Here is a 22,585-nt window from a genome sequence, read left to right as displayed (position 1 = left end):
TGAAAGCCTTCAGGCCTGCTCGAATCGCTGCTGCAGCAAGTGCCGCGCAGTGCCTGCATTGAGGTAGGTGCCGATCAGTTCCGCCAATTGCTCATTCTTGAGCTTTTTGTCGTCCCGACAGAACTGAATCAACTGTAACTGGACCCAGCGCTTTTTCTTGTCGAGCTTCGCATCAGGCGAAAAGAACGAGCGCGAGGCCAACTCAGGCATCGGAGCATCGTCTTCCAGCAGCAGATTCAAGTGCAGCCCCTGGCCCATTTGCAGACCAAAATCAGCGACGTGCCGGATCGGCAGTGGTGCCTTGAGGTTGGCAAAAACGAAGTGCTCGGGCGTCAGCAACAACGCGGTCTTGTTCGCCCGCTTGAGCAAGCGCAACGAGAATGGCAGCAGGCATGCCATCAATACGACGAGCACCCCACCAGCAGCCAGTATCATCGATTTGTTACTCCCTGAAGCCTGCGGCAACAGCCACGGCAAGACCAGCAGCCCCAAGCCCAACAACATGAAAAGCGAGAAACAAATCAAGGTAATCCACCCGCGCAATCGTGCGCCTTCATGCAGTCGGACTTCCTCCGTGGCATTGCCGGCATGGCTACGCAACTCCTGCACAACCGCCGCGTCCTGCTCCACGTAGTGGCCGAGGAAGTCCTCGGTAATGCGCGCACGCAATGCCTGGGGGTCGGCGAAATAGTGATCCATCGCGGCGCAGGCTTGTGCCGCGTTGATCGGGCGGGTGCCGCGGCTGACGGCCTCTTCGACCGTGACTTGCAGGGACGCCAGCCGCTCAAGATTGGAGGGATGGGTGTCCGATGGATGCGGCAGGCTGGCTGCCATTTCCTCCTCGGGCAGGGTCAGCGGCTGCGCGGCCAATTCCTGCACGACGCTGGTTGGCAAGTCGTGGGGCGGGACGTACCCGGCACCCGGGTTGGTCGCTTGCGACACACGGGTAAATACACACTGTTGCAACAACGGGTCGATGGCCGAAATACGCACCAGCGCCGAAGCGATGGCAATGTTCCCCGCCAACTGCGCGCCCGCCGCGTCCGCCGCCAGTTCCCGCACGCGGCTCCAATGGTTCACCGCGTGATCGAAACGCTCCATGAAATACTCACCGAGCATGAAGGCCGGCCACAGCGTCGTGCGTTGCAGTACATCGCTTTGCAGCATGGTTTCGGCAATCACCCCGAGGCTGCGGCCGATCCCTTCGTAGATCGGCACAAAGCGCAAGCTGTACTCGGTATCGGCACCGGCGAAGTGCGCCAGTTCGTGACCGATGACCGCACCGGTCTCCGCCGGATCGAGCAGGCCCAGGTACAGCATCGGCACGTGCAGTGTGCGGCCCTTGAGCGCGGTGCCTGACGGCAGCAGGTTGACGTCGCTGGAGGTGACGTAAAAGCCTTCGGTCATGCCCAGCACGATGTGCTCGGGTGCCAACGCGCCGAGTTGATCCGCCAGCTGGCGAACATAGGCCCACAACGCTGGCGCCTGTTGCGGTGTGGCCACCTGGCCCAGAACGTTCATCGGTGTGGACTGGAACATGCGCAGCATGACCGGCAGCTGCTTGCCCATCTGCCAGATCGAATACAGGAAACCGAGCATCAGCATCAACACGATGAGCATCAGTTTGAATTCACCGGCGGCCATTTTCCCCATGTGCCACAGCCCCAGGCCTTCGAAACCGAGAATGGCCGCTACCGCCGCGCCCATGGCGACAATGTGCCCCACCAGCAGATACGGCAACAGGCGACTCACTCGGCTGAAGGTGTGCAGCAATCGTTCACGGGAATGGCTCGCGCGGGCACCGGCCCAACGCAGACCCAGCAGCCCCAGCACGCCGACCAGGGAAGCCAGGAGGCCGAGGGTGATGGCACCCTTGGCCAGGTTGCTCATCACGGCAGCCACCGGTTGCAAGATGGTCAGTTCGTGCTCGGCCTGGGTAACGCGCGATAAAGCCAGGTGGACACCCATGCGTTCACCGTTGATATCGACTGTGGCCGAGCGGGAGAACGGTTTGGCAACCATCGCTTCGAGTTCGACATGCATCTCGCCCAGTTCGGCGTTGATATCAGCGAACTCCTTGATGCTCTCGGTACTGCGTTGTAACTCCCAGGCGCCAAACAAACCAAGGCAAAGCGGCAGGAGAATAAGTACGGCAATGAGTTTCAACGTTCTCATGAGACAGGGCCTCAATAGTCGCGTCGCCTTACATCCGTGGCGCGCATAAATTCCATTTAACAAAGGCCCGGAAGCCCTCACGCTATTGCACGGCCCGACATGAAAGTTATGGGGCGCAGTCGTACCTGGCGCGTTATACAGAAATATCGTCGATATGTAACGCCATAGTGCCCGAACACTCGTTCAGCAATGGAATGGACGCCTCGTATATCCCGGACACCTCGAGATGCCATCACTTCCTTGCCGGTTATATGACACTTATCCTTCAACCTTTTCCTCAGCGGATCATCAAGCGGGCATTGGGTGAACCGGTTCACCTTTTTTCAATTTTTTTCAATTAAAAATTGGATCCATTATTTGCCTGAAACCATTGAATTTATTGGGTTTCAGACACTTCCGCCATTCAGATCCGGCAAATGATGGCAACCAGACATCATTGCGACACGTAACAAAAAAAAGAAAAAATCCCCGCCTCGTAGGAACTTTCCTACACATCCTGTTGCCATACACGACGTTACTGGCAACTCGATATCCATATGCCAGCATCGCACTCCCAATGATTCCTGGCAGTGTGATTTTTTGATGTGAAACATCAGCAATCACAACTCGTGAACAGACGTTCAATCGAGAAATTAGTCGCTGCGCACGTACTCCCGTGTATATCCGGGTAGTCGTCGCGCAGTGTTCAAGGACGATGTACCGATGACTCAGACGTTTTTTGATGTTGAAGCATTGATCAAGCTGCGAAGCCAGACCCGGGCCATTTCCGATGCGCTCAAGGCGCAGGCTTCGGACTACCTGGCGACCCTGGCTTTGCTGATCCGTCCGCAAGCGTTTTTCGGTGAGTACCTGCAGGGTGCGCAACGCAGCAGCGGCCGCGAAACCCAGCACCACTTCAAGGAACTCAAGGAGCTCTACGACCGCATCGGCTCGGGTGCTCCGTTCCAGCTGGTCAACGAACTCGAAGTGCCCCTCAACCTGCTCAGCACCACTCCGCAACTGTTTGCGCTGGAGTACGACAAGGTGCTGTCCCAAAGCGGCCAATCCATTCGCATCACCAGCCCCGTGCGCTGGGTGGTGGGCTTCAGTTCGTTCGACCTGGCCCGTTTTCGCACCGTCATCAAAGACCCCAATCGCAGCAGCGCCGAACTGTACCGCTTCGTGGTGCATTACCTGGTGCTGTTCTACTGCCTGAGCAAGTCGCCCGGCATCAGCCGCCTGCTCGAAGGCCTGCGTTTTCCCGTCAGTTTCGAACGCTTGAAGGAGTTCGGCGACCTGCCCTTCTGCGTCATCAGCTCGCCGGTTCGCTCGCAACTGCCCGACGAGGCGGTGATCCGCAGCAGTACCCAGATCGCCGGCAACACCAGCTTCGAAGAGCTGGTGGGCCACGCCAACATCATGGAAATGAACGATGAAATCCGTCAGCGCCTGCTGCTGACGATCGAAGGAATGTAACGCGCCCGGCCAGGCATTGGACCGACACGCAAACGACTTGCAGCGAATTGATCGCACAGGAGATCACGATGGCGAAGAAGGAAAGTACCCAGCACAAACTCGACCGCGTTCGCGCGCCTCGGGTCCATATCACCTACGACGTGGATATCGGTGACGCTCAGGAAAAGAAAGAGCTGCCCTTTGTCGTCGGTGTGCTGGGCGATTTCTCCGGCAACCCGCTGGAGCCGCTGCCGAAGCTCAAGGACCGCAAGTTCATTTTCATCGACCGCGACAACTTCAACGGCGTGCTCAAGGGTATCAAGCCGCGCCTGACCTACCGCGTCGACAACACCTTGGCCAAGAACGGCACGCAGCTGGGCGTCGAGCTCAACTTCAACGCCCTCGAAGACTTCGAACCGCAGAACGTGGTCAAGCAGGTCGAGCCGCTGCGCAAGCTGCTGGAAGTGCGCAACAAGCTGGCGGACCTGCGCAACAAGATGGGCGGCAACGACAAGCTCGAAGAGCTGCTGATGGACGTGTTGCAGAACACCGAGAAGTTGAAAACCCTGGGCAAGGAATTCGGCCGTGAAGCCGCCGTTCCAGCCACCGACGGCAAAGCGTAGGAGCCTGACGATGAACGACAAGCAAACCGTGACTCAACAGGACAGCACGCTGGTTGAAGTGGATAGCTTCACCGCGCAATCCTCGTTGCTCGACAGCATCATTTCGCAAAGCCGCGTGGCCCGCTCCGAGACCGAGCGCACCCGCACCCGCGACCTGATCGGTGAATTGGTCAACCAGATCCTGGAAGGCGAAATGACGCCGAGCAAGGACCTGATCGCCGTGCTCGATGCGCGCATCGCCGAGATCGACGCGATGCTCTCCGAGCAGATGAACGAGATCATGCACGCCAGTGAGTTCCAGCAGCTGGAAGCGTCCTGGCGCGGCCTGAAGTATCAGGTCGACCAGACCGAAACCAGTACCACGCTGAAGATCCACCTGCTCAATGCGTCGAAGAAAGACCTGGTGCGTGACCTCAAGGCCGCTTCCGAATTCGACCAGAGCGCGCTGTTCAAGAAGATCTACGAAGAAGAATACGGCACCTTCGGCGGTGCACCGTTCGGCATGCTGTTGGGTGACTACGAGTTCAACCGCAGCCCGGAAGACATGTACCTGCTCGAAGAGATTTCCCACGTCGCCGCGGCCGCCCACGCACCGTTCATCTCGGCGGCCTCGCCTGAGCTGTTCGGCTGGGATTCGTTCACCGACATGTCCGGACCACGGGACCTGGCGAAGATTTTCGACACCGTCGAATACGCCAAGTGGAAGTCGTTCCGCGCCTCCGAAGACTCCCGTTATGTCGGCCTGACCCTGCCCCACGTGCTCGGTCGCCTGCCTTACGGCCCGGATACCACGCCGGTCGAGGAATTCAACTTCGTCGAAAGCGTCGATGGCCGCGACCACAACAAATACCTGTGGATGAACGCCGCCTACGCGCTGGGCACCCGGGTCACCGATGCGTTTTCCCGTTACGGCTGGTGCGTGGCGATCCGTGGTGTCGAGGGTGGTGGCCTGGTGGAAGGTCTGCCGACCCACACGTTCAAGACCGATGACGGTGAAATCGCCCTCAAGTGCCCGACCGAAATCGCCATCACCGACCGCCGTGAAAAAGAGCTGTCGGACCTCGGTTTCATTCCGCTGGTGCACTGCAAAGGCACCGACTACGCCGCGTTCTTCGGCACCCAGTCGGCGCAGAAGCAGAAGCAGTACAACACCGACATCGCCAATGCCAACGCCCGGCTTTCCGCGCAGTTGCAGTACATCTTCGCCACCTCGCGCATCGCCCACTACATGAAGGCGATCATGCGCGACAAGATCGGCAGCTTCGCCTCGCGCAAGGACGTCGAGCTGTTCCTCAACAAGTGGCTGTCGAGCTACGTGCTGCTGGACGACACCGCGAGCCAGGAAGCCAAGGCCAAGTTCCCGTTGCGCGAAGCCCGCGCCGAGGTGTTCGAGGTGCCGGGCAAGCCGGGGGTATACAAGGCCGTGACCTACCTGCGCCCGCACTACCAACTGGACGAGCTGACCGCTTCGTTGCGCCTGGTCGCTGAATTGCCGCAATCGACCCGCGGCTGATCGGGCACATTGCCAGGGAGGCACCATGACCAGTCAACACAAGCTGTTGCCATCACTGCTGGACCGATTGCTGGACGATCGTCCGCATCAGTCCATCGAAGCGTCATCGCAGCGCTTGTGTTCGCTGGCCGATTACAAGGCCAGCATCGTTCGCGACCTGGAAATCCTGGTCAACACCCGCCAGTCCCTGGTCGCCAACGAGCTGGACGGTTTCGTCAACCTGAGCGGCAGCATCCTCGACTACGGCATGCCGGATTTCACCAGCCGCAGCGTGCTTGATCCGAAGGATCGCCTGTTGATCCAGCGGCAACTGGAGAAAGCGATCACGGTCGGCGACCGGCGCTTTCGCAGCGTCAAAGTGCAACTGCTCGCCCAACAGACCGGCCAACGCATGCTGACCTTTCGCGTGGACGCGGTCCTGCGCCTGCAAGACGTCACCCGCCAGGTGTCCTTCGACGCGGTGCTGCAGGTCAACACCCAGGAATACAAAGTGCAGAACCTCAACTGATGCTCGACGATCTGCTGCCCTATTACGAAAAGGAACTGTCGCACCTGCGCTTTTTGGGCCAGGAGTTCGCGAGCCAGTACCCGAAAATCGCTTCGCGGTTGCTCATCGAGGGCGATAACTGCGAAGACCCGCATACCGAGCGCTTGATCGAGGCCTTCTCGTTCCTGTCGGCGCGGGTGCACAAAAAACTCGACGACGAGCTGCCGGAAATCGTCGAGTCGTTTCTCGAGGTGCTGTACCCGCATTACCTGCGCCCTACCCCGTCGATGTCGATCGTCGAATTCAATCTGGGCAAGCAGGAAAAAGTCACCGAAGCCTTCCGTGTGCCCCGGCATACCGAACTCAGCGCCAACCCGATCGATGGCGTGGTGTGTAAATTCCGCACCTGCTACCCGGTCGAGCTGTGGCCGGTGTCGGTGCAACAGGCATCGTTTATCGAGATGGAACGCTCGGCGTTCAACGGCCACAGCGCTGACCTGGTCGCGCGCCTGCGCATCGGCCTGGTGGCGACCTCCGACGTGTTGTTCGGCAAGCTGGAACTGGACAGCCTGCGGTTCTTCCTCGACGGCGAAAGCACGTTGATGCTGCAACTGTACGAATTGCTGTTCAACAACCTGGCCAAGGCCACGCTGACCTTTGAAGATCAGGGGCGCACCCGCGAGGTCGTCTTGCCGGCCAACGCGTTGAAAGCCGTCGGTTATGGTCTGGACGAAGGCCTGGTGGACTACTCCGAGCGCTCGTTCCTCGGCTACCGCCTGCTGCACGAATACTTCACCTTCCCCGACAAATTCATGTTCTTCGACCTGTCGGGTTTTGCGCGGATTCTGGCGGGCAAGGACGTCGAGAAAGTCGAGGTCAATTTCTACTTTTCCGACTACGACCTGAGCGACCGCCTGGCGCGCCTGACGCAAAACATCGGGCGCAATAACTTCAAGCTCAATTGCACGCCGATCATCAACCTGTTCCGCCAGCAGGCCGAGCCGATCAAGTTGACCCACGCCCAGCACGAATACGCAGTGACGCCGGATGTGCGCCTGCAAGGCTCGGCCGAAGTGGTGTCCATCGATCGCGTGCGGCGCGTGCGCAAGGTCGGCGGCATCGATCAGGTCGGCACCTGCCATCCGTTTTTCGAACCCCGTGGCGATCAGGGCCCGGGCCAAAGCTTCTGGATTGCCCGGCGCCGAGCGGTACAGAGCGGCCAGCGCGATGGCTCGAACGTGTTTATCCGGGTGGTGGATCGCGAGCTGGGGTTGATGGAGGCCAACAACGATGCGTTGAGCATCCGCCTGACCTGCAGCAACCGTGACCTGCCCCTGATGTTGCCGTTCGGCGGCGAGCGCGGCGATTTCAATATCCCCGGTAACTCGGTGATCAAGGACATCCGCTGCCTGCGCAAGCCCACCGCCACCGCGCGGGTGCCCTTGGGCAACGGGGTGATCTGGCGGCTGATTTCGCACCTGTCGCTGAACCACATGTCGCTGGTGTCCCGCGGTCGCGAGGTGCTGCTGGAGCTGTTGTCGCTCTACAACTACCGCAACGTGTCGGCGATCCGCAAACAGATCAACGGCATCGTCTCGGTCAGCAGCGAACCTGTGGTCGCGCGCATCGGCCACCCGCGGCCGAACTTCGTGCGCGGCGTCGGCATCACCCTTAATTTCGATGAAAGCCAGTACACCGGCAGCGGTGTGTTTTTGTTCGGCATGGTGCTCGATCACTTCTTTGGTCAGTACTGCTCGATGAACAGCTTTACCCAATTAACCCTTCGCACCTTGCAGCGCGAAAAGAGAGTCGTCCAATGGCCACCGCGAACCGGCGATCAACCCCTGGTCTGATCGACCAGGCACGGGCTGAGCCGCACCGATTCGAGTTTTTCCAGTTGGTGCGCTTGCTTCGCCTGCATTACAGCAGAACCGGGCGCATGGACCTGCAAACCCGACCGCACGAAGACCCTTTGCGTTTTCGCTCGCAGCTGTCGCTCAACTTCCCGGCCAGTGAAGTCAGCGATTTGCAATTCGAGCGTGAAGGCAAGGTGTCCGTGGCCGGCCTGCCGCTGTCCGAGATGCAAGTCACCTTCATGGGGCTGGTCGGGCCGTCGGGCGTGTTGCCGCGTCCGTACACCGAGCTGTTGATCGAGCGGCACATCCAGTACCGGGATGACGCGGCCCATGCGTTCCTCGACATCTTTTCGCACCGCATGACCACGCTGTTCTACGAGGCCTGGCAAAAGTACAAGTTCTACATCGAGTACGAACGCAACGGCACCTCGGATTTCGACCGCTACCTGCTCAACCTGGTGGGTTTCGGCCCCGAAGCGCAGAAGCAGAAATTCGACAAACAAGGCTCGCCCCTGCGCCGTGAATTGTTCAGCTATTTCTCCGGCCTGTTCGCCCAGAAGCCACGCAACGCGTTGAACCTGGAAGTGATGCTGGCTTTCTATTTTTCGCTGCCATTCAAGGTCAAGCCGTTTGCCGGTCGCTGGCTGAAACTCGACGCCAGCCAATGCACGCAACTGGGGCGCAAGAACGCCGTGCTCGGGCAAAGCGCCGTCGCCGGCAATCGGGTCTGGGACTATCAGTCGTGCGTGCGCATCGAGATGGGCCCGCTGGAACTGGCCGACTATCAACGCTTCCAGCCAGGCACCGAGGACTACCGGAAGCTGGTGGAACTGGTGCGTTTCTATGTGGGCGCGGAACTCGATTTCCAGTTGGCGCCAAAGCTCAAACCGCAGTCCGTACCCGTCGCCCGCCTGGGTCGCCAGGGCAATCTTTCGCTGGGCCGGCTCGGCTGGCTCAAACGACCAGGCGTCGACGTGGAACCCTCCCGTTGCGCGCTCTTCCACATTCCTTTTGATGGGATCTCCCTGTGAACCTGAAGTCCCTGTTCGCCAAGCTCAACGACACCAGCCGTACCGCCACCGAAAGCGCCGCGGCACTGTGTCTGTCGGAACACCACTACGATGTCGAAATCGAGCACCTGTTGTTGCAATTGCTCGACGGCCACGACAACGACCTGCCGGCCATCCTGCGTCATTACGACGTGGTGCCTGAGCGCTTGCAGGCGCAGTTGGTGACGGCACTGGGGACGTTCAAGAAGGGCAATACGCGCACCCCGGCGCTGTCGCCGCACCTGACCCGCATGATCGAACAGGCGTGGGTCCTGGCCTCCATCGAGTTCGGCCAGGCACAGATCCGCACCGGTCATCTGTTGCAGGCTTTGCTCGATGACGACGAACTGCGCCGGGTGGTGATCGCGGGGGCGGCCGAGCTGGAGAAGATCAACGCCGACGATTTGCGCGTGAACCTCAACGCCTTGGTGGAAGGCAGCGCCGAATCGGCCCTGGCCAAACCGCTGGGCACTGCAGAAGCCGCCAACACCAGCCCGGTCAAAGGCAACGGCAAGACACCGGCCCTCGATCAGTACACCATCAACCTCACGCAAAGCGCTCGCGAAGGCCGGATCGATCCGGTACTGGGTCGCGAGTTCGAGGTGCGGCAGATGGTCGACATCCTCACCCGCCGCCGCCAGAACAACCCGATCCTCACCGGTGAGGCTGGCGTCGGCAAAACCGCCGTGGTCGAAGGCCTGGCCCTGCGCATCATCCAGGGTGACGTGCCGTCGGTGCTCAAAGGTGTCGCCATCCATACCCTGGACCTCGGTTTGTTGCAAGCCGGTGCCGGGGTGAAAGGCGAATTCGAAAACCGCCTCAAGTCAGTCATCGAAGAAACCAAGCGCAGCCTGCACCCGATCATTCTGTTCATCGACGAAGCGCACACCCTGATCGGTTCGGGCGGCCAGGCCGGGCAGAACGATGCCGCCAACCTGCTCAAGCCAGCCCTGGCTCGCGGCGAATTGCGCACCATCGCGGCGACCACCTGGGCCGAGTACAAGAAGTACTTCGAGAAAGATGCCGCCCTCGCCCGTCGCTTCCAGGTGGTGAAGGTCGAAGAGCCGGACGAAGACAAGGCGATCCACATGCTGCGCGGCCTGCTGGCCAAGATGCAGGAACATCACAAAGTCACGGTGATGGACGAAGCGCTGGTGCAGGCCGTGCGCCTGTCCAATCGCTACATCACCGGGCGCCAACTGCCGGACAAAGCCGTCAGTGTGCTGGACACCGCTTGCGCCCGGGTCGCCCTGGGGCAATCGGCACAGCCGGGGCCGCTGGAAGACTGCAAGCGCCAGATCGACAATCTGCAGGCGGAGATCTCGGTACTGCAACAGGAAGCCGCCAAAGGCAGCGACCATGCCCGCCGCCTGACCGCCCTCAACACCGAACTGCTGAGCGAACAGCAGGCCCGCGATGCCCTCGAACAGCAATGGCAACGCGAGCTGCAACTGGTGGAAAAACTCGGCGCCCTCAGCCATCCGGAAAATCAGGCACCGGATACCCAGGAGATTGCCGCGGTGCGCGCCGAACTGGCCAGCGTCCAGGGTGAGCAACCGCTGGTGCATGCCCTGGTGGATGGCGGCACCATCGGTGAAGTGATCTCCGGCTGGACCGGCATCCCGCTGGGCAAGATGCTGCGCGACGAAATCGACACCGTGCAGCGCCTGCCGGCATTGCTGGGCGAACGGGTGCTCGGCCAGGACCACGCACTGCAGGAAATCGGCAAGCGCATCAAGATTTCCCGCGCACGCATGGAAGACCCGAACAAACCGATCGGCGTGTTCCTGTTGCTCGGCCCGAGCGGCGTCGGCAAGACCGAAACCGCACTGGCGCTGGCCGACACCCTGTACGGCGGCGAGCGTAACGTCATCACCATCAACATGTCCGAGTACCAGGAAGCCCACACCGTCTCCAGTCTCAAGGGTTCGCCTCCGGGTTATGTCGGCTATGGCGAGGGCGGCGTGCTGACCGAAGCCGTGCGGCGCAAGCCTTACAGCGTGGTACTGCTCGATGAAGTGGAAAAGGCCCACCCGGACGTGCTCGAACTGTTTTTCCAGGTGTTCGACAAAGGCGTGCTGGATGACGGCGAAGGTCGCGAGATCAACTTCCGCAACACCGTGATCATCCTCACGTCCAACACCGGCACCGACCGCATCATGCAGTGGTGCCTCAATGCCCAGCCGCAACCGACGCCGGAAGATATCGTCGAAGGGCTGCGTGACGAATTGAACCAGGTGTTCAAGCCGGCCTTCCTCGGCCGCCTGACCATCGTCCCCTACTACCCGGTCAAGGACGCGATTCTGGAGCGCATCGTCGCACTCAAGCTTGCGCGCATTCGCCAGCGCTTCGAGCGTAATCATCAGGCTGTCCTGAGCTATGACGAGGCGCTGGTCAAGGCCATTGCCTCGCGCTGCACGGAAGTCGACAGCGGCGCCCGCAACATCGACAACATTCTGTCCAAGACCCTGATGCCGGAACTGGCGCAACGGGTGCTGGAGCGCATGGCGCAGGACAAACCGATTCAGAGTTTGAACATCGAGTTGGGCAGCGACGGCGATTTCGCCTATCGCCTGAACTGATCGGGCATTTACAGGTAGTGGTCATGGACAAGAGATATTCAGGGAAGCGTCCCGCGAAAACGGCATTGGCCAAATGCCTGACGGCGGTGGCGATGATGGCGGTACTGAGCGCCTGTGGCGTCACCGACCGGGTCGGCAAGCGCGTGGACGACACGTGGGCCGGCGACATGCTGTTCGACGACAACGAGAAAGTCATCCTGACGTCCGACGGCGGTAACCAGCTCAATCCCGACGCGTCCGGCAAACCGCTTTCGGTGGTGCTGCGCGTGTACCAGCTGACGTCGCTGGAGCGCTTTGCCTCGGTGGATGCCGACTCGCTGTGGGACGACCCGCAAAAGGCTCTCGGTAATACGCTGATCGAAAACCGCGAAATCACCCTGTTGCCGGGCATGGGGCAAGTCGACAAGTGGCCGCTGAACAAGGCGGCAGGCTATGTCGGTGTCGCGGCTTTTTTCCGCACCGACGAGAACAGCCACTGGAAGGTCGCGTTTGATGCCAACTCCCTGCGCAAGGACGGCATCTGGTTCTCCTCCGACGGTCTGCGGGTGCTGGTGGACAACAACACCGTGTCCGCCGTCAGCGGTGTCGATGTCCTGGACAAACCCAAGACCCAGGAGCAACTGGCCAAGGCCACCGCCCAGCCCGACCCGTCTGCCGAACCGACACTGACCGAACGTGTTCAGGACGCCGTGGTGCAAAAGGTCCAGGACAAAGCCGTTGGCTCTGCGCAAAAAGCCGTGGACTCGAAATTGAATTCATTATTGGAAGGCGCTCAATGAGTAAGCAAAGCCGGGTGATGTGGTCCGAAGGCATGTTCCTTTTGCCACAACATTTCCAGTATCAGGATGAGTTCCACCAGCATCAGCTGGCGCAGGCGACCCTGCGCAACACGCCTTTTCACTGGGGCGTGCAGTTGCTGGAAGTGGACGAGGAAGCCCTCGCCACCGGCTCCCTGCAACTCAAGCGGCTGAAGCTGGTGTTCCCCGACGGCAGCCTGTTCGACGCACCGCAGCACGACCCGCTGCCGGCGGCTCGTGACTTGAAGGATTTGCTCAAGGGTAACGACCTGAAGGTCTACGCCGCGCTGAAGCTGCCGGAGCCCTTCGGCATGAATTACGTCGAAGACGGCCAGGAACAAAAGACCGGGCGACGCTTTCGCAAGCAGTTCGACACCTTGCCGGACCTCAACGAAGGCGACCTGGAAAACGAAATCACCAGCCTGCGCCTGAACGTGGTGATGCTGATCGACGGCGACAACCTCGATGGCTACACCTGGTGCCCGATTGCCCGGCTGTCGCGCAACAACATCGGTGGCTTCAACCTCGACGGGCATTTTGTGCACCCGACGCTGCACCTGGGCACCCACGACACCCTGATCGGACTGGGCAAGCGTTTGCTCGGCGCCCTGCAATCCAAGAGCAAGGCGCTGTCGGGCCGTCGTCGCGAGCGCGCGGACCAGATCGCCGAGTTCGGCTCCAGTGACGTAACCCTGTTCTGGCTGTTGAACACGGTGAACCGTGCCCACCCGGCCCTGGCCCACCTGCTCGCGCATCCGCGCCTGCACCCCGAGCGCTTGTATCTGTTCCTGGCCGAACTCGCCGGCGGCTTGCTGACGTTCTCGCTGGACACCCAGCTCAACGACATCCCCGAGTACGACCACCACGACCCGGCGGCCTCGCTGGTCAAGCTCGACGAAATGATTCGCGTGCTGCTCGACAACGTGGTGCCGAACCAGTGTGTGGTGATCAACCTGACCCAGACCAAACCCTCGTACTGGCAAGGGCAGTTGCACGACCCACGACTGGCGGAGGCGGACTTCTACATCTCCGTGCACGCCGACATGCCGGGGGCGAGCCTGCTGGAACTGGTGCCGCGAGCGTTCAAGGTCGGCTCGCCGGAAGACATCGAAGTGGTGGTCAACAGCGCCATGCCGGGGGTCACCCTCAATCACTCGACACGCCTGCCCAATGCGATTCCGGTGCGACTGGACAATCACTACTTCTCCATCGAACCCCATGGCCGGGTGTACGAGCGAATGATGAGTGCCCAGGCCATCTCTTTCTATGCGCCCAGCGCGTTCACCAACCTCAAGCTTGAACTGATGGCGGTACTCAAATGACCGAAGCCGTACTGCAAGGCGCCGTTGCGGCCGCCCGTGAAAAACCGACCCTCAAAGATCTGGTGCAGGATTTCATCAGCATGGCGCTGATCGTGCGCAAGGGTCGCCAGGTGACTTCGGTCAGCGCCTTCGAGGCGAGCGTCGACACCTTCTTCAAGGCGCTGGAACGCGATGCCCGTGGCGCCAACTACAGCGTTGAACAGGTGAAAGACACCCAGTACGCCCTGTGTGCCTTCCTCGATGAAAGCGTGTTGCGCTCCGGGGACAACGAGTTGCGCCGGCACTTTGAATTGCAGCCGCTGCAGTTCCGCTATTTCGGCGTGCACCTGGCCGGCGAAGGTTTCTTCGAAAAAATCGATGCACTGCGTGGCGACGTCAAACAGAACCTCGACGTGCTCGAGGTTTACCACCTGTGCCTGGCCCTGGGTTTCGAAGGCAAGTTCAGCCTCGGGCAAAAGGACCAGCTGCGTTACCTGGCCAATACCCTGGGCCAGGACATCGCGCGCTTTCGCAAGACCCCCAAGGCCCTCTCGCCTGACTGGGCGTTGCCCGACCAGGTCTCGCAGATGCTGCGCCATGAGGTGCCCCTCTGGCTCTACCTGGCGCTGATTGCGCTGGTCTGCACGGGTGTCTACCTGACGCTGGACTGGTTGCTGGGCAAAGACCTGGCCGCATTGTCCGAACAAATCAGCCAGCTGTTCAGTGCCTGAAAACAGGTCAGGTAATCGAGTCAGGAAGACATGAAGACATTATTGCGCTCGTTGAAAAGTTTTTGGTTCCTCGTTCCCGTCCTGTGGCTGGCGAGCCTGGCGGTCTGCTGGTTCGTGGCCCCGCACGTGAGCTGGCTGCGCGGTTATGCGCTGGAGGCAATGGCGATCGTCAGCGCCTTCTACCTGCTGATCATTGTGCTGCGTCAGTACAAGCGCATCCGCGCCGAGCACAACCTTGAAAACCTGGTGCAGATCGAAGTCGATCGTTCGCTCAAATCCACTGGTGAATTCCGCGATCAGCAAGTGCTGCGCGAACGCCTCAAGCATGCCATCGCCATGCTGCGCGCCGACCGTTCGGCCGGTGGCGGCGGTTCGTCGGCGCTTTACGATTTGCCGTGGTACCTGGTCATCGGCATGTCGGCAGCGGGCAAGACCTCGTTGCTGACCCGTTCGGGCCTGTCCGCAAGCATTGCCAGCAGCGCCAATGACACCCAAAGCGGCACCCAGCATTGCGATTGGTATTTCAGCCCCGAGGCCGTGATGATCGACACGGCCGGTCGCTACCTGCGGGACGACCCGTCGGCCAGCGAATTCGCCGCCTTCCTGCGCATGCTGAAAAAGCAGCGCAGCAAGGCCGCGGTCAACGGTCTGGTGTTGGTGGTGAGCCTGCCGGAACTGCTGGCGTGCAGCGCCGCCGAGCGCAACGAACTGGCCGCCCAACTGGTGTCGCGCATCGAGGAATACAACGATTGCCTGGACGCCAGTCCGCCGATCTACCTGATGCTGAGCAAGACCGATCAACTGCCGGGCTTCAGCCAGGCATTTGAAGGCCTGGACCTGAACGAGCGCCAGCAACCGCTGGGCATGACCTTCGGCTTGTCCGAGATCCGCAACCAGGGCTTGCGCCCGGTGCTGGATGCCAAGCTGGCCAACCTGCACGGCCATATTCGCCGTCACGTCGACGCCCAGATGATTGCCTTGGGCGCCGATGCCAACAGCGCCCTGCTGAACTTCCCGAACTATTTCGCCGAGCTGTCGGGGGTGCTGGAGCAGTTTCTCCAGCACTTCGCCGAGACCGGTCGCAGCGGTGCGCCACTGTTGCTGCGCGGGCTGTATTTCACCAGCGCCTTGCAGACCGACCAGCAGTTGAGCCAGGTGTATGAAGACGACCTGGCCGAGTCGTTTGCATTGCAAGCGGAACATGAGCAACCGCAGCCAAGCAGCGGCAAGAAAATCAGCGACCGCAGCTACTTCATCACCGATACGTTCCGTCGGGTGATCTTCCCCGACCGTGACCTGACCCTCTATCAGTCGCGCCTGGGCAAGAACACCTCCGCCAGCCCTGCCCTGCTGGGCCTGGCGGTACTGGCCGGGGTTGCGTTCATTGGCTGGCAAGGCCTGTCGTTCCAGAACAACCGCCAATGGCTGGCCACATTGCGCGGGCAACTGACCGAGCTGCAACAGTCCCCGGAGCGTGCCGGGTTGCTCGCTTCGGGCCAAGGCCTGGAACTGCTGCGCGAGCAACTCTCGGCCATCGAGAAGCACCGTGCCAAAGGCGTGCCGCTGCAACTTGGCGCAGGCCTTTATCGTGGTGATGACATCTACCGCGTCGCGCAGGCCGCCTACTTGCAGCAACTGCGTACCCAGGCGCTGGAACCGGTCACCTTGCAACTGCAATTGCAGATGCGCGCCTTCAATGAGTTCGCCAAGACCATGGATGCGCAGAACAGCTTTGTGCCTGCGTCAAACAAAGCCGACTCGCTCAAGGCCCGCGTGCAGGGCCAGAAACTGCCGGTGCGCTTGAACAACCTGCCGCGCAGTGGCGGTGATGTTGCCAGTCGCCTGACCGGTGCCGCCAAGGGTGCCGCCAACAAGGCACGGGGGGACGCGCTGACGGCACTGCGCAACCCTGCCACCGCGAGCGATGCCGCTGATTTGTCGGCGACCACCGGTGGGCTTTCGCTGTCCGAGGAAATGCTCGGCCGGCTGGATGAGCGGCAAGTCGCGTCCATCATCGAGTCCTACAACGCGCTGAAGCTCTACCTGATGCTCACGCAACCGGGCACCCATCCAGACCCTGAATTCGTCGGCGCTGCATTGCCGGTGGCCTGGGCGAACACCGCCAGTGCCGACAATCCTGTCAGCACGGCGGTGATTCAGGACAACTCGCCGGTCTATGTGCAATTGCTCAAGAATGGCCAGGCACCGACCTTGTCGCGCAACGAGCAGCTCATCAGCGAAACCCGCAACAGCCTCAAGTCCTTCATGATTTCCAGCTCGCTGGTGGACCGTGAATACCTGCGCCTGCAACTCGAATCCGGCCGTCAGTTCCCGGCCGTTGGCTTGAGCGACCTGGTGCCAATGCCCGGCCGCCAGTTGCTGTACGGCACCGAAGCGGTTCCGGCGATTTTCACCCGCCAGGGCTGGGAGCAATTCGTCAAGCCAGAGCTGATCAAACTGGTGTCGGGCAACCTGCAAAACGAATCGGACTGGGTGCTCGACGGCGAAGGCGCCGACAGCATCGTGCAGAAGGCCAACTTCATCCGTGAATTCATGACGCGCTACAAGCGCGACTACACGCAAGCCTGGTACACCCTCATCGACAGCGTCGGTATTCGCCATTTCACCGACATGGCCAATGCGACCCAGCAACTGTCGCTGCTCAGCGACGTGCAGAACTCGCCGGTGAAAATCCTCCTGGCGGCGGTCAACGACAACACCCAATGGGATGTCCCTGCCCCTCGCGAAACCCTGCCAGCGGGCATCAAGCCCGATGACGGATTCTGGAGCAGCGTCACCGGGATTTTCGACGGGAAAAATGCATCGCCAAGCACGTTGACTTCACCTTTGCCAGCGGTCGACGACGGCAGCCTGGCCAAGCGCTTCGAGCCAGTGTCGCGGGTGTTTGCGGTGCAAAACGCCGAAGGCGCCGACAGCACGATCATGGACCGTTACCTCGCGGCCCTGCGCAAACTCAAGGTGCGGATGAACAATATCCAGCGCTCCCAGGACGTTGGCAAAAGCAGCAAGCAGCTAATCAGCGAAACCCTCGAAGGGCTGCCAAGTGAAGTGACCAGTGTGCGCAACTATGTCGAGACCACCGTCGACACCAGCCAGGGCGGTCTGTCCACTTCGTTGCAAGGCCTGTTCAGCTCACCGATCCAGTTTGCCTGGGAAACCCTGCGCGACCCGGCTGGCCAGCAGATTGCCAAAGCCTGGGCACAGCAGATTGCCAAGCCGTGGGAACAGGTCATGGCGCACCGTTACCCGATTGCGCCCGGCAGCCGCAACGAAGCGTCGGTCAAGGATCTGCAGCGTTTCGTCGACCCCGAATCCGGGCTGCTGCCGAACTTCAAGCGCAACGAAATCGGCAATCTGTCCGGTGGCGAAGGCCTGGGGATGAGCAGCAACAGCAAGGCAACGCCGCTGGTCAACCCGAACATGGTCAACAGCATCGACAAGGCCAGCTCGTTGGGCCAGGTGATCGCCAGCCTGTCTGACCGCGACAACGGCTTCGAGATCATGCTCGAACCTTCCGCCAACCTGACCGACATCATCTTCACCCTCGACGGCCAGGTGCAGCACTACCGCAACGGCAAGACCAGCTGGAGCCGCTTCTCGTGGCCGGGCACGACCACCACGCCGGGTGCTCGCCTGGATGTGGTCACCCTTTCCGGCGAACGCATCACGGTGTTCGACTACCCGGGCCGTTGGGGCCTGCTGCGGATGAACGACAGCGCGCGGGTCAACGATCTGGACGGTATCCAGCAACGCTTCAGCTGGAACACCAGCAGTGGTCCGGTCAGCCTCGCCGTGCGCAACTACGGCGGCGTCAAGCTGACGGACCTGGCCAACGTCAAGGCATTGAGCGCGCTCAACGCCAAAGAAGGTCAAGCGCTGTGAGCCGCCGAACCTTGAGTCTGGGAACCGCCCAATGATCGGTTGTTTCGGCAAGGTGCCCGCGAGCCCGGACTTCGTCAGCCTGCAAGGTGCGGGCGACGACGTCTGCGAGTTCGATAGCTGGCTGCAAGGCGCGCTGGCCGCCCTGCAGCATCGCGAAGACTGGCGCGAACTGTTCGACGGGTTGCCGCTGTGCTTTTTCAGCTACCGCGCGCGCAGCGGCAACTGGTTGCTGGGCGGGCTGATCAGCTCGAGGGATTCGAGTGGACGGCGCTATCCGTTTTTCATTTTCCAGACCCTCAAGGCCAGCGAAGCCGAGCCTCTGGTCAATCCGTTCACCCTCGGCGAATTGTTCAGCGGGCAGATCAGGCCGTTGCTGCACTTGGCCGTCCAGGGCGAAAGCACCTCGGTGCTGTTCGACCGCATCAAGGCCCTGCGCCCGTTGCAAGGCCAGGACTTCGAGTTGTTCCGGCGCGTGCATGACAAGTTCCTGGTGAACTTCAACCTGCGCGATATCAGCACCGCGCTCGAAGGCGCCTACCCGGAATTCGTCACCAACGCCGTGTTGACCCGGCTTCAAGCCCTCAGGCGGCACCTGGCTCATGCGACGCCCATCGGCATCGCCCTGCCCTTGCCGGCGGAACGGGGCTTGAAAAATCCGACCGCCGATCTGTGGGTCACCTGGCTGACACAAATGACCCCGGAACGTGCCGTGCCGCAGATCAGCCTGCTGGCGGACGACTTCATGCGTCCCCGGCTGATCTGTTTTGCATCGCGCCAGACCAGCGACGCCTACCGCGTGCTGACAGGCATCAGTGACCGTTCGCAGAGCTACGACGTACTGGCGTCCTTCGATGCCTTTGACGAGCACCACCGCACACACGCCTTTCCCGAAATCGACCGCCCTCTGGGTGACGTTATCGACCGTTTTGTCGATGCCCTGGATTCGAAGCCTGTATGAACAAGATCAAGTATTACTTCTTGCGCTATCAACCCTACATCCTGGGGGTGTGCTTTTTCCTCACGATCTTCGTGGTGTGGGGCCTCGGGCGTGCATTTGATTTCAGTTCGCTCAACAGCCTGCTGACCGGCATCGGTGTGTTCCTGGTGCTGTCCGCCGGTTATGTGCTGCTGCTCTATCGGGGCGTGTCCCGGCATCACAACCTCGAAGGCCTGCTGCGCGAGGATGCCGATCAGGCGGTGTTGAACGCGAGCCCGGCGGATCGCGAAGAAGTCAGCCTGTTGCGCGAGCGTCTGTTGCAGAGTATCGAGCGCTTGCACAGCAACAAGCCACGGGGCAGCAACCCCAAGGATGCGCTGTATGCCCTGCCCTGGTACCTGGTGGTCGGTCAGCCAGCAGCGGGCAAAAGCACCATGCTCTACCAGTCGGGCCTCAACTTCCCTTACGCCGAGCGTGAGGGCGTGCGAGTCGCCGGCCTGGGTGGCACCCGCAATTGCGACTGGTTCTTCAGCTCCGAAGCGGTGCTGCTGGACACCGCCGGCCGCTACATGAACAACCAGGAAGAGGCCGGCAAATGGCGCGCGTTCCTCCAACTGCTGCGCCAGCATCGCCAGCGCCGGCCGCTCAATGGCCTGATCGTCACCGTCAGCATCCACGACATCCTGCAAGCCTCGCTCGAAGATCAGGAGCGCATCGCCAAGCGCCTGCGCGAACGCATCCAGGAAACCCATGCCCTGCTGGAAGTGCGCCTGCCGGTGTACCTGGTGTTCACCAAGTGCGACCTGGTGCCGGGTTTCGCGCCCTTCTATCGCCAACTCGATGAAACCGCACGCGGCGAAGTCATGGGCAAGACTTTCTCCCACAAGGGCTATGAGCAGGCCGACTGGGGGCAGCGTTTCGGCGTCGCGATGGACGAGCTGGTCAGCTATTGGCACCAGGTGGCGAGCCAGCAGTTGGTCACTCAAGACATCCAGATCACCCGGCAGGATTCGGCGGTGTATCGGTTCCCGCTGGAACTGGCAGCCCTCAAGCCACGGCTTCAGCTGTTCGTCGATGCCCTGTTGCGCGCCAACCCTTATCAAAGTGCGGAACTGCTGCGCGGCTTCTATTTCACCAGTGCACTGGACGCAGACCAGCCGGAACTGGGCGGACACGCACGTCAGGTGACCGAGCGCTTTTCCCTGGAAGGTGATCGGGAGATCGCCAACGGTCACGCGCAGACGCGCCCGTTGTTCATCAACAGTCTGTTCCGCAAGGTCATCATTCCCGACCAGCATCTGGTGGCGCTGTACACCACCAACCACCGCGAGCGTCGGCGCCGGGCGACCTGGATCGGCGGTGCCGCACTGGTCGCGGTGCTGCTGTGCAGCCTGTTGGGCTGGTCATACGTCAACAACAAAAACACCCTGCAAAGCCTCTCGGCAGAACTGACCCAGGCTGGCATCGACAACCGTTCTGTACCCGCTCAGTACACCGATTGGCAAACCCTCGATCGCCTGCGCTTCTGGACCGCGCACTACTACGCGCAGCATCACGACGAAGGTGTGCCGCTGCGCATGCGCCTGGGGCTCTATCAAGGCCACAAGGTAGAACCACTGGTGCGCAGCCGCTACTTCGACCGCCTGGAAAGCGTGATGCTCAAGCCCACGGCCGACAACCTGACCCGCTCGTTGTATTTGCTGACCACGCTCAAGGTCTATCAGCGCAACGCCAAAGAGTTGATGCCCGTGACCGGCGTGGACAGCGTCGAACCCAAGGCCCTGCCCAATGACAACCGGGCGCAATCCATCGCCGGTTTCGGCAAGGCAACGCTGGACACCTACGTCATGTTGTCCCGTGCACAACGGGAAAAGGCCGACCCGGCGTTCCTGAAAGCGAAAATCCCGGATTACTGGTACCCGGCGATTGCCCGTCAGGTCGGCAATGCCAGTGTCGCCGCTTCGGACTATGAGTTCGCCAGCCGTCAGATCAATTTCTACAGCGACCAGATCCACGAGCCGGACGTGCCGCGGATCCTCGACAACGCGTTCCTGATCTCCAGCTCGCGAAACTACATCAACAGCCTGCTGACCCAGTCGTTGCGCTCGATCGAAACCATCACGCTGGAGTCGGACACCCTGTTCGCTTTCGCCCGTGCGGACTTCCAGAGCCTGAAGACTGAAGGCCAGAGCCAGCTCAGCGCGATCGCCGGCAAGCTGCTCAGCACCCCGAACATCGGAAAAATCATTATCGCCGGGCACGCCGACCAGCTCGGCGATCCCCAGGGCAACCTGCAGGTTTCCAAACAGCGGGCACAAACCATCAAGACCTACCTGGTGGGCAAAGGCGTACCCGGCGAGCTGGTCGAAGCCGTCGGCGAAGGCAGCAACAAGCCCTTGGTCAAGTGCGACATGCAGCAGCCAAGGGCCCTGCTGATCCGCTGCCTTGAGCCTAACCGGCGAGTAGAAATCGAAGTGCGGGCACTCAACTGAGCATGCGCGCCTTGTGAAGAAATACCGGTATCCGGGTCATCTCGACGAGAGGCCCGGGCCGGCATAAGACACCTCTGTTGATTGTTTCGAAGAGGTTAAAACGAAGGGCTGCGACCTGTTTGCAGGTGACATCCCTTTAAATGAAGGTAAGGAGAAAATAGAAATGGCATTTGACGCATACATCCAGATCGACGGCATTCCAGGTGAAGTTCTGGACGACAAACACAAGGATTGGATCGAAGTGCTGGGCTACGAGTACGGCGCAACCCAGGCGACTTCCGCGACGGCCAGCTCATCGGGCGGTGCTTCGTCGGAGCGTGTTGCGTTGAGCGACTTCAGCATCCGCAAAGCCGTGGACAAGGCTTCCGCCAAGCTGTTCGAAGCCTGCTGCAAAGGCACGCACATCGCCAAGATCCAGTTGAACGTGAACCGTGCCGGTGGTGACAAGGTCACCTACCTGACCATCAACCTGGAAGAAGTCGTGGTGTCGTCGGTCAAAGCAGTCGCCGGTGGCAGCCAGAACGGTGAAGACAAATCGGTTGGCGATCTGCCGATCGAAGAAATCAGCTTCAACTTCGCCCGCATCAAGACCACCTACACCCAGCAGAGCCGTGCCGATGGCCAGGGCGGCGGTAACGTCACCGGTGGCTGGGATCGCACCGCGAACAAGGTTTTCGCATAACACCGTTGCAATGACGGGCCGCG

15 protein-coding genes are annotated in these 22,585 nt (G+C 60.9%); 14 read left to right on the top strand and 1 reads right to left on the bottom strand.

Translation table 11 applies throughout. From position 1 onward, the window contains the following. Positions 1-9 precede the first annotated feature (9 nt). The gene (locus tag ASD95_RS08815) at positions 10-2,175 is read right to left on the bottom strand and encodes a M48 family metallopeptidase (RefSeq protein WP_056723985.1); all 2,166 of its coding nucleotides are present in this window, start codon (positions 2,173-2,175) and stop codon (positions 10-12) included. Between the two features lie 702 nt (positions 2,176-2,877). Between ASD95_RS08815 and ASD95_RS08810 the strand changes: the two genes are divergently transcribed. The 14 genes from ASD95_RS08810 to ASD95_RS08745 all read left to right on the top strand — a co-directional run bounded on the left by ASD95_RS08810 (position 2,878) and on the right by ASD95_RS08745 (position 22,562). Then, positions 2,878-3,630 carry a hypothetical protein gene (locus tag ASD95_RS08810; protein WP_056723983.1) on the top strand — a complete coding sequence of 251 codons (753 nt, stop codon included), beginning with the start codon at positions 2,878-2,880 and terminating at the stop codon, positions 3,628-3,630. 68 nt (positions 3,631-3,698) lie between these two features. Continuing rightward, positions 3,699-4,232 carry a type VI secretion system contractile sheath small subunit gene (tssB, locus tag ASD95_RS08805; protein WP_007978739.1) on the top strand — a complete coding sequence of 178 codons (534 nt, stop codon included), beginning with the start codon at positions 3,699-3,701 and terminating at the stop codon, positions 4,230-4,232. A 10-nt stretch (positions 4,233-4,242) separates the two neighbouring features. Next, positions 4,243-5,745 carry a type VI secretion system contractile sheath large subunit gene (tssC, locus tag ASD95_RS08800; RefSeq protein ID WP_056723981.1) on the top strand — a complete coding sequence of 501 codons (1,503 nt, stop codon included), beginning with the start codon at positions 4,243-4,245 and terminating at the stop codon, positions 5,743-5,745. Positions 5,746-5,770: 25 nt separating this feature from the next. Then, the gene (gene tssE / locus ASD95_RS08795; RefSeq protein WP_034150988.1) at positions 5,771-6,253 is read left to right on the top strand and encodes a type VI secretion system baseplate subunit TssE; all 483 of its coding nucleotides are present in this window, start codon (positions 5,771-5,773) and stop codon (positions 6,251-6,253) included. Beyond that, on the top strand, positions 6,253-8,085 hold the full coding sequence (gene tssF, locus ASD95_RS08790) for a type VI secretion system baseplate subunit TssF (protein WP_056723979.1): 1,833 nt from the start codon (positions 6,253-6,255) through the stop codon (positions 8,083-8,085). The genes tssE and tssF overlap by 1 nt, the downstream gene beginning before the upstream one ends. Continuing rightward, positions 8,049-9,119: a type VI secretion system baseplate subunit TssG gene (gene tssG / locus ASD95_RS08785; RefSeq protein ID WP_056723977.1), complete on the top strand. Its 1,071-nt coding sequence runs from the start codon at positions 8,049-8,051 to the stop codon at positions 9,117-9,119. The genes tssF and tssG overlap by 37 nt, the downstream gene beginning before the upstream one ends. Next, positions 9,116-11,719, top strand: a complete 2,604-nt coding sequence (tssH, locus tag ASD95_RS08780; RefSeq protein WP_056723975.1) for a type VI secretion system ATPase TssH — start codon at positions 9,116-9,118, stop codon at positions 11,717-11,719. The genes tssG and tssH overlap by 4 nt, the downstream gene beginning before the upstream one ends. Positions 11,720-11,742: 23 nt before the next feature. Further along, positions 11,743-12,498 (top strand): type VI secretion system lipoprotein TssJ, encoded by a 756-nt coding sequence (tssJ, locus tag ASD95_RS08775; protein ID WP_082562940.1) that lies wholly within the window; start codon positions 11,743-11,745, stop codon positions 12,496-12,498. Beyond that, positions 12,495-13,838, top strand: a complete 1,344-nt coding sequence (tssK, locus tag ASD95_RS08770) for a type VI secretion system baseplate subunit TssK (protein WP_056723973.1) — start codon at positions 12,495-12,497, stop codon at positions 13,836-13,838. Before tssJ ends, tssK begins: the two co-directional genes overlap by 4 nt. Beyond that, positions 13,835-14,548 carry a type IVB secretion system protein IcmH/DotU gene (icmH, locus tag ASD95_RS08765; protein WP_056723971.1) on the top strand — a complete coding sequence of 238 codons (714 nt, stop codon included), beginning with the start codon at positions 13,835-13,837 and terminating at the stop codon, positions 14,546-14,548. Before tssK ends, icmH begins: the two co-directional genes overlap by 4 nt. Before the next feature lie 30 nt (positions 14,549-14,578). After that, positions 14,579-18,451 carry a type VI secretion protein IcmF/TssM N-terminal domain-containing protein gene (locus ASD95_RS08760; protein ID WP_056723969.1) on the top strand — a complete coding sequence of 1,291 codons (3,873 nt, stop codon included), beginning with the start codon at positions 14,579-14,581 and terminating at the stop codon, positions 18,449-18,451. A 31-nt stretch (positions 18,452-18,482) separates the two neighbouring features. Beyond that, positions 18,483-19,409, top strand: a complete 927-nt coding sequence (gene tagF / locus ASD95_RS08755) for a type VI secretion system-associated protein TagF (RefSeq protein ID WP_056723967.1) — start codon at positions 18,483-18,485, stop codon at positions 19,407-19,409. Continuing rightward, on the top strand, positions 19,406-21,880 hold the full coding sequence (tssM, locus tag ASD95_RS08750) for a type VI secretion system membrane subunit TssM (RefSeq protein WP_056723966.1): 2,475 nt from the start codon (positions 19,406-19,408) through the stop codon (positions 21,878-21,880). Before tagF ends, tssM begins: the two co-directional genes overlap by 4 nt. 163 nt (positions 21,881-22,043) lie before the next feature. Then, positions 22,044-22,562, top strand: a complete 519-nt coding sequence (locus ASD95_RS08745) for an Hcp family type VI secretion system effector (protein WP_034150979.1) — start codon at positions 22,044-22,046, stop codon at positions 22,560-22,562. Positions 22,563-22,585 lie beyond the last annotated feature (23 nt).

This window comes from Pseudomonas sp. Root71 (genome assembly GCF_001429045.1).
Lineage (GTDB): Bacteria > Pseudomonadota > Gammaproteobacteria > Pseudomonadales > Pseudomonadaceae > Aquipseudomonas > Aquipseudomonas monachiensis.
The sequence above is the reverse complement of the archived record's forward strand: the minus strand, read 5'-3'. Positions and strand labels throughout refer to the sequence as shown.

What these genes read in the sequence shown, in the direction of transcription:
- ASD95_RS08815 (WP_056723985.1), bottom strand. Translation starts at nt 2,175, where the DNA reads ATGAGAACGTTGAAACTCATTGCCGTACTTATTCTCCTGCCGCTTTGC.
- ASD95_RS08810 (WP_056723983.1), top strand. Translation starts at nt 2,878, where the DNA reads ATGACTCAGACGTTTTTTGATGTTGAAGCATTGATCAAGCTGCGAAGC.
- tssB (WP_007978739.1), top strand. Translation starts at nt 3,699, where the DNA reads ATGGCGAAGAAGGAAAGTACCCAGCACAAACTCGACCGCGTTCGCGCG.
- tssC (WP_056723981.1), top strand. Translation starts at nt 4,243, where the DNA reads ATGAACGACAAGCAAACCGTGACTCAACAGGACAGCACGCTGGTTGAA.
- tssE (WP_034150988.1), top strand. Translation starts at nt 5,771, where the DNA reads ATGACCAGTCAACACAAGCTGTTGCCATCACTGCTGGACCGATTGCTG.
- tssF (WP_056723979.1), top strand. Translation starts at nt 6,253, where the DNA reads ATGCTCGACGATCTGCTGCCCTATTACGAAAAGGAACTGTCGCACCTG.
- tssG (WP_056723977.1), top strand. Translation starts at nt 8,049, where the DNA reads ATGGCCACCGCGAACCGGCGATCAACCCCTGGTCTGATCGACCAGGCA.
- tssJ (WP_082562940.1), top strand. Translation starts at nt 11,743, where the DNA reads ATGGACAAGAGATATTCAGGGAAGCGTCCCGCGAAAACGGCATTGGCC.
- tssK (WP_056723973.1), top strand. Translation starts at nt 12,495, where the DNA reads ATGAGTAAGCAAAGCCGGGTGATGTGGTCCGAAGGCATGTTCCTTTTG.
- icmH (WP_056723971.1), top strand. Translation starts at nt 13,835, where the DNA reads ATGACCGAAGCCGTACTGCAAGGCGCCGTTGCGGCCGCCCGTGAAAAA.
- ASD95_RS08760 (WP_056723969.1), top strand. Translation starts at nt 14,579, where the DNA reads ATGAAGACATTATTGCGCTCGTTGAAAAGTTTTTGGTTCCTCGTTCCC.
- tagF (WP_056723967.1), top strand. Translation starts at nt 18,483, where the DNA reads ATGATCGGTTGTTTCGGCAAGGTGCCCGCGAGCCCGGACTTCGTCAGC.
- tssM (WP_056723966.1), top strand. Translation starts at nt 19,406, where the DNA reads ATGAACAAGATCAAGTATTACTTCTTGCGCTATCAACCCTACATCCTG.
- ASD95_RS08745 (WP_034150979.1), top strand. Translation starts at nt 22,044, where the DNA reads ATGGCATTTGACGCATACATCCAGATCGACGGCATTCCAGGTGAAGTT.